This window comes from Exiguobacterium sp. s91 (genome assembly GCF_018618915.1).
Taxonomy (GTDB): Bacteria; Bacillota; Bacilli; order Exiguobacteriales; family Exiguobacteriaceae; genus Exiguobacterium_A; species Exiguobacterium_A abrahamii.
In genome coordinates, this window is sequence record NZ_JACSMZ010000001.1 from 20,426 (window position 1) to 34,752 (window position 14,327).

The following is a 14,327-nucleotide window of genomic DNA, read 5'->3' on the forward strand; positions in this document are numbered from 1 at the left end:
ATTCAATCTCCCTTGATTAAGTTGTAGGTGATACACATCGGCTTGTTCGTCCGCGGATCGCGTCCGATTTCAGCATCGATATGGAATACTTCTTGTAAGACGTCTTTTGCGATGACTTCCTCACACGTCCCGGCTTTGACGACTTCGCCGTTTTTCATGGCGATGATATAGTCGGCGAACCGTGCCGCTTGATTCAAATCATGCAGGACCATGACGATCGTCCGTCCTTCGGTCCGGTTGAGATGCTCGAGCAGTTCAAGCACCTCGAGTTGGTGGGCGAGATCAAGATAAGTCGTCGGTTCATCGAGGAAGATGATGTCCGTCTCTTGGGCGAGTGCCATCGCAATCCAGACCCGTTGACGTTGACCACCCGACAGCGCATCGACCGGACGGTGTTTGAATGCCATCGTATCCGTTGCTTCGAGTGCCCAATCGATGATCTCGTAATCGTGTTTCGTCAAGCGTCCGAATCCTTTTTGGTACGGGAAACGACCGTATGAGACGAGCTCTGCGACCGTCAGACCACTTGCACTCTCTGGAGTTTGTGGCAGAATAGCCATTTTCCGGGCAAGTAGCTTCGTACTTTCCTTGGCGATATCGAGACCATCGAGCAATGCACGTCCTGATTGATGAGGAATGATCCGTGTCATCGCTTTCAATAAAGTCGATTTGCCACATCCGTTCGCCCCAATGATTGTCGTGATTTGTCGATCGGGAATTTGGACGGACAAGTCTTTGACGATGGGACGATCACCGTAGCCGATATTGATTTCTTCTGTTGCTAGACGTACCATACGCGACGACTCCTTCGTTGTTCTCTCCGTTTTCAATGATAATGATTATCACTATCGTCTCATTAACCATACCAGTCCTATAAAAACGCTGTCAACATTTTTTCTTGTGTTCAAGAGATGTTCACGTTATCATGGGGGAGTGAGAATGATAATCAATCGTAATCAAAGACGAGGAGTGAGTGAGATGAGGGAACAGGAGTTGTTCGACGTAACGATCATCGGCGGAGGACCTGCAGGGTTATATTCGACGTTCTATAGTGGTCTTCGGGGCATGAAGACGAAATTGATCGAGTATCAAGCAGAACTCGGAGGAAAATTGCACGTCTATCCGGAAAAGATGATCTGGGACGTCGGCGGACAGCCACCGATCACTGGTGAAAAACTCATGGCTCAACTCGTCGAACAAGGACTGACGTTCCAACCGACTGTTCAATTGAATGAAAAGATCATCTCGATCGCAAAAGACGTCTTCGGCAACTTCGTCTTAGAAGCAGAATCGGGTCGGATCCATTATTCGAAGACGGTCATCGTCGCGGTCGGCGGCGGCATCCTCAATCCACAAAAATTAAAAGTCGAGGGCGCGGAGCGCTTTGAAGTGTCGAACTTGAACTATACGGTCAAATCGATTGAACGCTTTAAAGGAAAGACCGTCATCGTCTCAGGTGGTGGGAACTCTGCGATCGACTGGGCGAATGAGCTCGAACCGGTCGCGAAAAAAGTCTACGTCACGTATCGCCGGGATTGTTTCTCGGGGCACGAGGCGCAAGTCGACCAGCTCGTCAAAAGTTCTGCTGTCTGTCTCCTTAATACGACGATTCACAAGCTGATCGCAAGTCCCGATCATCAACGGATCGCATCGGTCGAATTGATCGACTGTCAAACAGAGGAAATCGTCGAGATTCCAATTGATGAAGTCATCATCAATCATGGGTATGAACAGGATGCGGCACTGCTTGACGCCTGTGATCTCGATATCGCACGGGTCGATGACTTCTATATCGCAGGGAACGCGGCGAGCGAATCGAGTGTACCGGGTCTATATGCTGCCGGAGATATTCTTTCGCATGACGGAAAGGTCCACTTGATCTCAGGTGCCTTCCAAGATGCAGCGAACGCCGTCAACCGGGCGAAACGCTTCATCGAGCCGGAAGCGGCAAAAGTGGCGATGGTCTCGTCACACAACGAAGTCTTCAAAAAACGCAATCGGGCGTTGATTGAGGAACGCGTTAATCAACAATCTTGAATAATGTTTAAACGTCCAAAATGCTTGGAAACAAGCGGATTTTGGACGTTTTTTTGTATGAATTTCATTTTTGTACTATAACAGAACGATTTGACAATGTACTGTATTTAGGACAAAATTCTACTTATGTTCCACTACATGTAGGATACAAGTAAGACGGATGTATAAGGAGGAAGGGTATGACAACTACGAAACGTAAGCCAATTGGCCTTGCCTGGCAAATTTTAATCGGCTTGATTCTCGGGATCACAGTCGGTGGTGTATTTTATGGGAATCCCCATGTCGCGGAGTGGCTTAAGCCAATCGGTGACATCTTTATTCGGATGATGAAAATGATCGTCGTTCCGATCGTCTTCACGACAATCGTACTCGGTGTCTCATCAGTCGGTAGTCCGAAAAGTCTCGGACGTCTCGGCGTCAAGACGCTCGGTTACTTCACGATCGTGACGATGATCGCGATCTTCACGGGGCTGTTCGCAGCCAATCTCGTTGAACCGGGTGCTGGTATTAACATGTCGACACTTGATAAAACGGACATCTCGACGTATGTCGAAACAGAAGAGACGACACAAGATGCAGGACTCGTCGACAAGATCGTCAACATCGTCCCGACGAATATCTTGGACGCGATGGTCCGCGGTGACATGCTTGCAATCATTTTCTTCTCGGTCTTATTCGGACTCGGTGTCGGTTTTGCAGGAGAGAAGGGCCAACCGGTCGTTCGTTTCTTTGAAGGCGTCGCAGCAGCGATGTTCAATCTCGTCAATATCGTCATGAAATTCGCGCCGATCGGTGTCTTCGCCTTGATCGGTGTCACGGTCTCGACGTTCGGGATTGAATCGCTCGGTTCATTGTTTAAACTGATTGCGACGTTATACGTCACAGCGCTTCTCTTCATGGTGATCGTCTTCGGTGCCATCATGAAATGGGTCGGGATTCGCGTTTCTGATTTCACGCGCATCTTCAAGGACGAGTTATTGCTGACGTATTCGACGGCGTCGTCTGAGACGGTACTGCCGCGCGTCATGGAAAAACTCGAACGGATGGGCGTTCCGAAATCAATCGTTAGCTTCGTCGTACCGACGGGTTATTCGTTTAACCTTGATGGATCTGCGCTTTATCAAGCGCTCGCAGCCTTGTTCATCGCACAGATGTACGGGATTGATCTCTCGATCGGAACACAGCTGACGCTTGTCTTCGTCTTAATGCTGACATCAAAAGGGATGGCTGCCGTTCCTGGCGTCTCCTTCGTCGTTTTACTCGCAACACTCGGTACGGTCGGTATCCCGGCAGAAGGACTTGCCTTCATCGCGGGGATTGACCGAATCATGGATATGATGCGCTCGGTCGTCAACGTCACAGGAAACACGCTCGCTTCACTCGTCATCGCGAAGTGGGAAGGTGTCCTTGACGAAGACCAACTCGAGACCTTCATGTCGACAGAAGGTAAAAAAGACGACGTCCGCAGTGCGTGACTATCGTAAATACAAGGAAGGACTGAATCGTCAGTCCTTCTTTTTTTCGTCCTTGAAAATAGATTAAAGTCGATTGTTTTTAAATAAAATCCCTTATTTTTGATTATAGTTAAAATTATGTTGAATATTATTAATTATAAATTTAATATTATTGATATAATCATAGGGGAGAGGCGATAGGATGGAAACGGTAGGAATCGTCATTGGTATTGTCACAGTCTGTATCGTACAATTTTACTTAGCACGGCGAGGAAGAGTCTGGAGTTTCATCATTCCAGCCATCATCATCGGTCTCGGAATTTACTGGTATTTCGGAACAGGACCACACTCAGCGGATCGGGAGTCATTGATCCGAATCGGTACGTGTGTGGGGTTGTCCATGATGATCTCAATGGCTGAGATGGGTGTCGACTCGCGCCGCAAGCAACTAAAGCGTGAAAAAGAACGAATGGAGATTCAAGATTTGTAAGAGAAGTGAGGGAACACGATGGAACGACAAGACGTGCCCGCTTGGGTACTGGCACTCGAACAGGAGCATCTCGAGTTCATCCGCAAGTTCGTCTTGAGCTCTGGTTCATTAAAGGATATGGCAACTGCCTATCAAGTATCCTACCCGACCGTCCGGGCGAAGTTGAACCAGTTGATCGAGCGGATTGATTCGGTGCAGCAGGAAGATGTCGAATTCGTCAATATGATCAAGAACTTGGTCTTAGATGAACGGTTGAGTCTCGATGTGGCGAAGACGATCATCGATTCCTACCGCAAGGGTCAAGCGAAAGAATAAACCAAAAAACGAGATTTCCGCCTGACGGAAATCTCGTTTTTTTATTGCTTGTCGTTCTTTTTGTCCTGTTCCTTCTTGATCATCTTCTTTGCTGCTGCGCGGAAGCGGAAGATCAAGTAGAGACGGTAGAAGTCGATCGCAGCGAACAACGTCAGCAGGATCGTCCAGAAGTTAAAGACCGTTCCTGCTTCGACCGAGTTGTTGTAGGCGAGGAACATGAAGAGAATACCGAAGATGGCATAGAACACTGCCATGAAGTTCGAGCTTTGACGCATGAAAACACGACCTTTCGTAAATTAAGACATCGCGTAGATGGCGAGTACGACGATTCCGTTGTTAAAGACATGGATGGCGATCGGAGCAATGATCCGGCGCGTCTTGACGAAGACGAGCGAGAAGACAAAACTCATCGCGACATAGATTAAAAATTTGTTGTCTTGGTGAATCAGTCCGAACAAGGCACCCGTCAAGATGAAGCTGAAGAAGAAACCGAGCTTCGAGGAGAGATTGCCGAACATGATATGCCGGAACAAGAACTCTTCCATGATCGGTCCGAGCAAGACGACCATGACTTGCAGGAGTGGGATGACTTGGATCGCTTGGATGATCTGATCCGTATTTTGCGATTTCGCGACATTCTCGATCCCACCTGCCATCCAGGCATCGATCAAGTTGACACCGATCAAGAGCGCATACAAGAGCACGATCCCGATTCCGATCCATTTCAACGTATCCATCGGATCGGTTTGACGTCCCTCTGCCTTCCACTTCTGCCAATCGGGGCGCAGACAGTAGTAGGAGACGATGACGGCGACCGTGAAGCCGATCGCGAGCCACCAACCGGCGACGTCAGCAATGACGTTCTTCGGAAGGAAAAACTGGAACGAACCCGGAACCAATTGGACGATCAGATAGATGATGATCGGGATGACGTGACGCTTTTGCCACTTCTCCGCCATCACGAAAGGCAGACTGATTGGATTTTTCATCGTACAGGACACAACTCCTTTGTAATGAAGGTACTGTCCCGATTGTAACAAACAAACGGTCTTGGCGCACGATTGACGATGATTCAAAGGTGTCGATTTCGGGAAAACGGATAAAGGTTCAGGCTTGAATTCAGAAGAGAAAGCGTATAAGATAAAAATATGTTAGCACTCAATGAAAGCGAGTGCTAAAAAACAGTCATTTTCAAGGAGGATGTTTCGCATGTTAAAACCACTTGGTGATCGCATCGTGATCGAAGTCGTTAAAAAAGAAGAAACAACACTCGGAGGAATCGTTCTTCCTGGGTCAGCGAAAGAAAAACCACAAGAGGGTAAAGTCGTCGCTGTCGGTACAGGCCGTGTGACAGAACAAGGCGTACGTGTACCACTTGAAGTGAGTGTCGGAGATCACGTCATCTATGCACAATATGCCGGTTCGGAAGTCAAAGTCGACGGCAATGAATACTTAATTTTACGCGAAAGCGATATTTTGGCAGTAGCCGAGTAATTCAGTCAATCATCTAAAGGGGGATTTCAGTCATGGCAAAAGAGATTTTATTCAGTGAAGAAGCACGTCGGGCAATGCTCCGCGGGGTCGATGCATTAGCGGATGCAGTCAAAGTCACGATCGGACCAAAAGGACGCAACGTCGTTCTCGAGCGGAAGTTCGGTTCACCACTCATCACGAATGATGGTGTAACGATCGCAAAAGAAATCGAACTCGAAGATCACTTCGAGAACATGGGTGCAAAACTCGTCGCAGAAGTTGCCTCAAAAACGAATGAGATCGCAGGGGATGGTACGACAACAGCGACAGTCCTCGCACAAGCGATGATTCGCGAAGGTCTCAAAAACGTCACAGCGGGCGCAAACCCGATGGTCATCCGTAAAGGAATCGAAAAAGCGGTCCGTCGTGCCGTCGAAGAATTGCACACGATCGCTAAACCAATCGAAGGTAAAGAAGCAATCGCCCAAGTCGCAGCGATCTCAGCAGCAGACGAAGAAGTCGGTCAATTGATCGCGGAAGCGATGGAACGTGTTGGTCAAGATGGTGTCATCACGATCGAAGAATCACGTGGCTTCACGACAGAACTCGACGTCGTCGAAGGGATGCAGTTCGACCGTGGTTACGCGTCACCATACATGATCACGGATTCAGACAAGATGGAAGCGGTTCTTGAGAACCCGTATATCCTCGTCACGGACAAAAAGATCTCGAACATCCAAGAGATTCTTCCAGTCCTCGAGCAAGTCGTCCAACAAAACAAACCACTTCTCATCATCGCAGAAGACGTCGAAGGCGAAGCACTTGCGACACTCGTCGTCAACAAACTCCGTGGTACATTCAACGCGGTAGCGGTCAAAGCACCAGGCTTCGGTGACCGCCGGAAAGCGATGCTTGAGGATATCTCGATCGTTACAGGTGCAGAATTGATCACAGAAGACCTCGGTCTTGATCTGAAGGAAACACAAATCACGCAACTCGGTCGCGCGTCGAAAGTCGTCGTCTCAAAAGACAACACGACAATCGTCGAAGGCCACGGACACGGGGATTCGATCGAAGCACGTGTCGGTACGATCCGTGCGCAAATCGAAGAAACGACAAGCGACTTCGATCGTGAAAAATTACAAGAGCGTCTGGCGAAACTCGCAGGTGGCGTAGCAGTCGTCAAAGTCGGGGCAGCAACTGAGACAGAACTGAAAGAACGCAAGCTCCGGATTGAAGATGCACTCAACGCGACACGCGCAGCGGTCGAAGAAGGAATCGTAGCAGGAGGGGGAACAGCCCTCATTCACGTCACGAAAGCCGTCGAATCGATTTTGTCGGTCTCAACAGGCGACGAAGCAACAGGTGTCAACATCGTTCTTCGCGCACTCGAAGCACCACTTCGTCAAATCGCGGAAAACGCGGGTCAAGAAGGTTCAGTCATCGTCGAACGTCTCAAGCATGAAGCGCCAGGAATGGGCTACAATGCGGCAACAGATGAGTATGTCGACATGATCGAGACAGGAATCGTCGATCCAGCGAAAGTAACGCGTTCAGCACTTCAAAACGCAGCGTCGGTTTCAGCGATGTTCTTAACAACAGAAGCCGTCATCGCCGATAAACCAGAACCAGCCGGATCTGCTCCTGCAATGCCTGATATGGGCGGCATGGGTGGAATGGGCGGAATGATGTAAGACATTTCATCTAAAAGTACTGAATCCTAGTAAATAGGGTTCGGTACTTTTTTATACTTCAAATTTCGGAATAAGTTGCATAATTATTCTTTTATTTGTAATATTATACTTAATGTTTAAACGGTATACATATATAGAATTAACTTGGAATGAAAGGAGATTTAATATTTAATCGTCGACTTACGTTCAGAGATCAAAGAGAGATAGGGGTCATTAATTAAATGAATGAAATTTTAAAAGGCATAGTAACCTCGGGTACACTCATCGTCGCAATCGGCGCTCAAAATGCGTTCGTCCTTAAACAAGGTTTAATGAAAAACAATATTTTCTGGGTGGCGCTAGTATGTTTCTTGTGCGATGTGTTGTTGATGTGTACGGGCGTAATGGGAGTTGGTACCGTCATCAAGAATAATACGTTTGCAAATGTTGGTCTTGCGATTGTTGGAGGACTATTCCTTCTCTTGTATGGATTTAAATCTTTTCGTAGTGCATTTTCTTCATCACATACAATGGATGTTTCAACAGATTCTAAAATCATGCCCATTCACAAAACGATCTTACTTACATTAGCAATTACACTTTTAAATCCACATGTATACCTAGATACGGTCGTCGTCATCGGTGGTATTGCTGGAACTTTGACATTTGATCAAAAAATCAATTTTTTAATCGGAGCTTTGATTGCCTCATTTGTCTGGTTTTTTGGATTAGGATATGGATCGAGATGGCTCATTCCTGTATTTAAACAACCAAAAGCGTGGAAAGTATTAGATTTTGGAATCGGATGCTTAATGTTCTGGCTATCGTATCAATTGATTCAGTTTGCTTTAGAACAAAGTTAAATAGATATTTAAAGGGTTAAGGAGCAACTACCAAATATGAAGGACGATGAGATTTTATATTTAGTTGAACAGATGTCTGATGAAGAATACCTCTATCATGAAGAAATGAAGTGCTATACGAACGAAGGATCACCATCCGACTTAGCTTATGTAAAAGTCCGTCAATTTAGGGACGTGAATATGCTTCTGATATTAAACACTTTACTCGATAAAGTGAAACAAGCAGAACAAAAACAACATCTTTATTTTATGATTGGAACGATTGGTGTGAATTCAGGAGATGTTCGTGCAGGAATGTTATTGCTTGAAAAACTGGAGCAAGAGACAAAGCCGAGTCTTCTTGAAAGTATTCTGGAAGAACTAGCAAAACAACAATGCATTCCTGATACAGAACGAATTGTAAAATACATAGACGATTCTCGGTCGTCTGTTCGAGAAGCTGCGATTCAAACATTGCGAGCCTGTCGAGATGAGGCAGCAGAAGATGCATTAATTCGTTTGATTACGACATCAAATAACTCTTTTGATATCATGAGTGCTAATTTTGTTTTAGCCAAGATTGGAACAGAGCGAGCCGTTCCTTATTTGACTCCTTTGTTGGATCATTCTCGAGGAGACGTGAGGCATTCGGCTTTAGCTGCACTGAGTGAACTTGGAAATGGATTAGATCTTTCAATATTTTTGCACGGATTAAAAGATCGATCTAGCAATGTGAGAGAGTGTGCGTTAGTCGAAATTGAGCGACATGGTGATGAAGTAGCGATTGAGCCGGTGATTAAACGTTTACAAACATTAGTGAAGCGAACGCGACAAATACAAACAGATGAAGTCCTAATCGCTTTTCGATTTTTACATCGATACCAGCATTCCTATCAAGCGATTCCTAAACTATTTCATTGGATCATTCAAACAAAAAGAAAAGTCTTGTTTGACGAAGAATGGCAATGGATCGAAGACCATTTTACTTGCTATTGATGGGCTCGAGGATAGGTGGAGATAACAATCAATAAACAAGCCTGACCTTCTTCACGTCTAGTGAGAAGTCAGGCTTGTTTATTTCAATAAAATTAGCTGCTTTTTGATTACTCCAGTTCATTCTCCTCAATAATCTTATCCGACAGCTTTAACTGCTCACTCACATCCTTCACCTGATCGCGACAGAACTTCATCTCAACTTTTTTCTCGGTCGATACGTCATAACAGGTGCCTTCGCCTGATACTTTCGTCAAATCCGCTTCATAATAATAGTCCTTGTAGCGGAACGAACCATCGTGGAAGCCCGTCAGATTTGGTTTGTCGTCGACGAGGGATTGTCCCATCATATAGGACGTTTTGAGATTCAATAGATCAATGATCGTTGGTGCGATATCAATCTGTCCGCCATTCTCTTTCATGACCCGACCGGTTTGCTGGTCGGGTTTTTTGATGAAGAGCGGGATGCGGCGCTCGAGCTCGAACGCAGCAACCGGAGACGAGACATCCGCCTTTTTACGCATCTCGCTTCCTTCATTGACGAGTCCACTATCGTGATCGCCATAAAAGATGACGAGGGACTGATCCCAAAGATCCCGTTGTTTCAACTCGTCGATCATCTTTCCGACACCGGTATCGACGTAATGCACGGTCTCGTAATACCGTTTCAACATCGGATCCTTATATCCAGACAGATCAAGCGTCTGATCTTCCTTGTCGATCTCATACGGCGTATGACTCGTCAGCGCGACTAAAAACGAGAAGAACGGTTCTTGCAGTGTCTCCATGTGATCAATCGATTCGAGGAAGAACTGTTGATCGTTCAGTGCCATGCCGATTTTCTTCTCTTTTGAATAATCCTTTTGGCTGAAGAAGTGCTTAAAACCGATGTTCTGGTAGACATCGTCACGGTTCCAGAAGCCTTTTTCGTAAGCATGCATCGCTGCCGTATCGTATCCGTTCTTCTCAAGTAATGCAGGGAGCGGCTCGAATTCATTCGTCGGGTATTGTGTATAAACAGAGCCTGATTTTAATGGATAAAGTGACGTGTTCGTGATGAACTCGGCGTCCGAAGTTCGTCCTTCATGCGTCTGGTGGTAGAGCGACGAGAAGTAGAGCGATTCCTTCTTCAATTGATTCAGGTTCGGTGTCACTTCCTCACCATTAATGGTTTGGTCGATGACTGAAGCCTGGAACGATTCGAGCTGTACCAAAATGATATTCGGCGTCTGCTTCGGACCGGTCGGATTCGTCTGTTCCTTTTGATTGATGCGCTGTTGTTCCTGTGCCGTTAGTCCGTCGCTCGGTCGTCCGGTCACGCCTTTGAACACATCCCACCCGTGATAGCCCCAAAAGCCGAACAGGTAGTAGTCACGCATATCGGAGATCGTTGCCGTCGGTTGACGATCTTCCGTTAGCGTCCGGTACGTCAGCAGTGAGGCAGACAAGACGATGCCACTGATTGCGAGTAGTCCGGCTGTCCGGCGTCGTGTTTGCGCCGTCGTCACTTCCGGTCGTTTGCGGAAAACGAAGAGCAGCAGTACGAAAATCAAACTATCGGCGAACAAGAGGAAGTCTTGCGGTACGATCAAGGCGGTGAAGCCGCTACTGACGTCACTCATCTGCGTCATCTGTGAGAGGAGCGAGATGGAGAGGAAGTCCTCGAAGTAACGATAGTACCACATGTCGGAAGCAAGTAGAAAACTGTGTGCCAGCAATAGACCGAGCCAGACCCAGCGGCGTTTATTCCACGGAATCAGTAACGTCCAGCTCGACAGGATCAGCATACCGGCCAGGTTCATCAGTGTTAAATAGAGCGAAAGGTCGGTCTTTGTAAAGTAACTAAACAGCATGAACTTCAGCATGCCGAGTAATAGATAAAGGGTGTAGCGAATCGCCATGGTCAGTACTCCTTACGTGTGTCGTCACACAGTCTTTACCCTGAATCGAAACGTGTCGAACGCTTGAGTGTTTTCTGCAAAAAACATTAGAAGAATTACTGAATATGGAATAAAATAGAAGTAATCACTTATTTTTGAAAGGATGTTCTACATAGATGAACTGGAAACATTGGATGGGAAGTGCCGCGCTGATTTACGGTACATGGATGACGCTCACTGTAAGTGCAGATGCTGCACCGTATGATGTTAAAACGAAAGATCAAGCAATCGTTGGATTTTACGATTTAGAGACAAAAGAGACGACACCTTATCCGAAAGACGTCTCACCGTATATGGTGATGCGGGCGACGTCAGCCGATAAAACGTTATTCTTGTATGAAGATTATTATGGAGACGAAACCGAGCATCCTTATTATTTGATTGATGCGAAGACGGGAACTTCGGAACTGCTGACGCTTCCAGAAGGCAAGGAGTACCTGCGTGTCTTGAATCACGATATGGTGATAGGGTATACCTCATTTGATAAGTTATCAGTCTTTATTCGCGAAGGGGATCAATTCGTTACGCGTGATACGTTAGAAGTGACTTCTCAAAACTGGGTGCAGTGGATTAGTGCGAATCGCTTCTCGATCCAACGAGAAGATAGTGCTGATTGGTATGATGTGAATCCGGACGGTACATTCTCAAAAGTCCGTTCCGTTGACGTGAAGCGGTTCTCGCCTTTAACGAATGACTGGATCTTAGATGGTGAGCAAGATACGTTGCGTCACGTCGTCACCAATCAACAAATCACCTTACCGAAAGTCTCACGAGGATATTACGTTGAGGGAGCATACGAAACGAAAGACGGATTGTACGTTCAACTGGTCGATGCTAGTTCGTCAAACGAGTCATCGTTATTCTACTTAGATACGGCGAGTGGGCAACTGACGACACTCGTTGACCACTCAGAGCAATTAGCGAATGAACTGTTAGCGGATGGAAAAGCCATCTACCGGAGCAAGGATCAAGCGACGATGTTATCGTTTGCGTCTTATTTGCGCCAACCGATCGCAATCAATGACTTGACGAAGGATGATACGACGTTGCTCGAAGGAACGGTTCTAGCTCCTAGCGTTGAGCTGACGCGTATAGATGGAACGACAGGTATCGTTGAGCCCAGTAAATTATCGTTCACTGGGAATGTCGAACTGAAAAACGAGCTGTTCACGATCACGACGATTCCGAAACGTTTACCGTATAGTGAGTATCGGACGATATACACGACTGAAACCGGTAAGGTCTTGGAGGACCTGACACGTTATCAATACCAGCGTTATTTAACAGCTCAGGGTTCAGCGATTCCAACCATTAAGGAAGGTACAACATCCTATAGCTTTAACATCAATCAAAGCGATGTTCCGGTGACGGTCTATGGAAAAGATGGCGTCCTCATCGGAAGAGCTGCCTCCGATGAGACAGGACGTGTCCAAATCAACGTGTCGACGAAAAATCTTGTCGGTCAGGTGACGCGTTGGACGTTCGGAAATACACGAGACTTCAATCAAGAAGCATCCGTGAACCGGACCGTCGCAGGTTACGAAGTGCCACGCATTACCCAGTCGAAAAACGATAATTTTAAATTCATTACATACCGCTTAGAAAGTGCCAAAGAAGGCGGTATCTATAAAATCTATGCAGGAAAACGACAAATTCAATCTGTTCCAGCAACGAAAAAGACAGAGATTACGATTCCGTATACGAATGACTTTGCGTCATATCGTATTACACGAAGTGGTGAGTATCCTACGAAATCACTCTCTTTGAAAGATAGCGTGATGATTTACAGTAATCTATCCGCACCCCTAACGGATGAACACACGACGATCGAAGGGATTCTTGATGGAGATGCCGATTACGGAAAGCTGTATATTGATGGGAAATATACGGCATATATCGATCGTAAGAAAACGCAGAGTTTTGCGATTAAGACAAAACCATTGAAGGTTGGACAAGTCGTGACGTTCGTTGCCCGTAAAGGAACACAACTTCAAGTCTCCGGGCAGAAAGTCGTGGCAGCAGCCAATCCAACACTCAAGTCGTATACGACGTCACTCAGTCCGACGAGTACATCATGGAAAGTCAAAGCGACGAAAGGAAAGACAATCGTCGTCACAATCAATAAGAAGCGGTACACGAAACTCGCAACCGGTAAGACACAAACGATGACGTTCCCGAAACAAAAACGAGGCACTCGGGTCACGGTACACGCGGAGTCGATCAAGCTGCGTAAGAGTAAGACCTTTAGTTTAACGGTTAAATAAGTGAGCGGACAGGAATCCTTCGAGGCAGACGATGTCTTATAGAATTCCTGTTTTGTTTTAAAATGGTCTTTGGCTCAAACGTTTGGTTGAAGAATTGGTCTATATTTCCTCTTGAATTCAAACAATTGACGTTAATTTGCGCAGAAAGCGGGAATAGAAAGCGTGTACGTCCATCGTCCGTCACTGTCTTTTAAAAAAGGAGCGAAGTCATGTCAAACGTGAAACTAGCGGTCATCTATTACAGCGCAACCGGAACGAACCATCAACTTGCCTCATGGGCAAAAGAAGCGGGAGAAGCAGCGGGGGCGGAAGTCCGCCTTGCGAAAATCAAGGAGACAGCCCCAGCAGAAGCGATTGCTTCGAACCCATTGTGGCAAAAGCATGCGGAAGCCACACGTGATATCGAAGAAGCGACACCGGATCTACTCGACTGGGCAGATGCGATTATCTTTAGCGTCCCGACACGTTACGGTCATGTCCCAGGACAATTCCAACAGTTCCTCGACACGACAGGCGGACTGTGGGCACAAGGCAAACTCGTCAATAAAGTCGTCAGTGCGATGTCGTCGGCACAGAATCCGCATGGCGGTCAGGAAGCGACTGTTCTCGCGGTCTATACGACGATGTTCCACTGGGGTGCGATCGTTGCGGCACCGGGTTATTCGGATCCGGTCTTGTTCGCAGCGGGTGGAAATCCATATGGTACATCGGTCACTGTCGACCAAGACGGCAACATGGTCGAATCCGTCGAACCAGCCGTGCGCCATCAAGCGAAACGGACGGTTGAAGTGGCAAGCCGTCTCAACTCATAACATTACCTAATTCAAAAAGCGCCGGAATGCTGAT

General features: G+C 46.8%; 14 protein-coding genes. 10 read left to right on the top strand and 4 right to left on the bottom strand.

Annotated features, from left to right (window positions below):
• Window positions 1-2 precede the first annotated feature (2 nt).
• Window positions 3-794, bottom strand: a complete 792-nt coding sequence (locus KNQ06_RS00145) for an ABC transporter ATP-binding protein (RefSeq protein WP_023469594.1) — start codon at window positions 792-794, stop codon at window positions 3-5.
• 184 nt (window positions 795-978) lie between these two features.
• On the opposite strand from KNQ06_RS00145, the gene KNQ06_RS00150 reads away from it, so the two are divergent.
• From KNQ06_RS00150 to KNQ06_RS00165, 4 genes are all read left to right on the top strand, one after another.
• A complete protein-coding gene (locus KNQ06_RS00150) occupies window positions 979-2,037 on the top strand; it encodes an NAD(P)/FAD-dependent oxidoreductase (RefSeq protein ID WP_215146986.1) in 1,059 nt (352 codons plus the stop codon).
• Between the two features lie 179 nt (window positions 2,038-2,216).
• Entirely contained in the window at window positions 2,217-3,512 is a 1,296-nt protein-coding gene (locus tag KNQ06_RS00155; RefSeq protein ID WP_050678866.1) for a cation:dicarboxylate symporter family transporter, read from the top strand.
• A 181-nt stretch (window positions 3,513-3,693) separates the two neighbouring features.
• Window positions 3,694-3,981 carry a hypothetical protein gene (locus tag KNQ06_RS00160; protein ID WP_215146987.1) on the top strand — a complete coding sequence of 96 codons (288 nt, stop codon included), beginning with the start codon at window positions 3,694-3,696 and terminating at the stop codon, window positions 3,979-3,981.
• A gap of 18 nt (window positions 3,982-3,999) precedes the next feature.
• The gene (locus KNQ06_RS00165) at window positions 4,000-4,296 is read left to right on the top strand and encodes a DUF2089 family protein (RefSeq protein ID WP_023469590.1); all 297 of its coding nucleotides are present in this window, start codon (window positions 4,000-4,002) and stop codon (window positions 4,294-4,296) included.
• 41 nt (window positions 4,297-4,337) lie between these two features.
• Here KNQ06_RS00165 and KNQ06_RS00170 read toward each other — a convergent pair whose 3' ends face one another.
• Both KNQ06_RS00170 and KNQ06_RS00175 read right to left on the bottom strand, forming a co-directional pair.
• Window positions 4,338-4,571: a DUF4305 domain-containing protein gene (locus KNQ06_RS00170; protein ID WP_023469589.1), complete on the bottom strand. Its 234-nt coding sequence runs from the start codon at window positions 4,569-4,571 to the stop codon at window positions 4,338-4,340.
• A 21-nt stretch (window positions 4,572-4,592) separates the two neighbouring features.
• The gene (locus KNQ06_RS00175) at window positions 4,593-5,285 is read right to left on the bottom strand and encodes a CPBP family intramembrane glutamic endopeptidase (protein ID WP_215146989.1); all 693 of its coding nucleotides are present in this window, start codon (window positions 5,283-5,285) and stop codon (window positions 4,593-4,595) included.
• Between the two features lie 220 nt (window positions 5,286-5,505).
• Between KNQ06_RS00175 and groES the strand changes: the two genes are divergently transcribed.
• The 4 genes from groES (at window position 5,506) to KNQ06_RS00195 (ending at window position 9,280) form a co-directional block, all read left to right on the top strand.
• On the top strand, window positions 5,506-5,790 hold the full coding sequence (groES, locus tag KNQ06_RS00180) for a co-chaperone GroES (protein WP_023469587.1): 285 nt from the start codon (window positions 5,506-5,508) through the stop codon (window positions 5,788-5,790).
• Window positions 5,791-5,822: 32 nt separating this feature from the next.
• Window positions 5,823-7,463, top strand: a complete 1,641-nt coding sequence (gene groL, locus KNQ06_RS00185) for a chaperonin GroEL (protein WP_029342811.1) — start codon at window positions 5,823-5,825, stop codon at window positions 7,461-7,463.
• Between the two features lie 221 nt (window positions 7,464-7,684).
• Window positions 7,685-8,305: a LysE/ArgO family amino acid transporter gene (locus KNQ06_RS00190; protein WP_149427959.1), complete on the top strand. Its 621-nt coding sequence runs from the start codon at window positions 7,685-7,687 to the stop codon at window positions 8,303-8,305.
• A gap of 36 nt (window positions 8,306-8,341) precedes the next feature.
• The gene (locus KNQ06_RS00195; protein ID WP_149427958.1) at window positions 8,342-9,280 is read left to right on the top strand and encodes a HEAT repeat domain-containing protein; all 939 of its coding nucleotides are present in this window, start codon (window positions 8,342-8,344) and stop codon (window positions 9,278-9,280) included.
• Between the two features lie 107 nt (window positions 9,281-9,387).
• Here the strand turns inward: KNQ06_RS00195 and KNQ06_RS00200 are convergent, their stop codons facing one another.
• A complete protein-coding gene (locus KNQ06_RS00200) occupies window positions 9,388-11,178 on the bottom strand; it encodes an LTA synthase family protein (protein WP_215146991.1) in 1,791 nt (596 codons plus the stop codon).
• Between the two features lie 155 nt (window positions 11,179-11,333).
• Between KNQ06_RS00200 and KNQ06_RS00205 the strand changes: the two genes are divergently transcribed.
• A complete protein-coding gene (locus KNQ06_RS00205) occupies window positions 11,334-13,481 on the top strand; it encodes a hypothetical protein (RefSeq protein ID WP_215146993.1) in 2,148 nt (715 codons plus the stop codon).
• 209 nt (window positions 13,482-13,690) lie between these two features.
• Window positions 13,691-14,293 carry an NAD(P)H:quinone oxidoreductase gene (gene wrbA / locus KNQ06_RS00210; RefSeq protein WP_035410786.1) on the top strand — a complete coding sequence of 201 codons (603 nt, stop codon included), beginning with the start codon at window positions 13,691-13,693 and terminating at the stop codon, window positions 14,291-14,293.
• Window positions 14,294-14,327 lie beyond the last annotated feature (34 nt).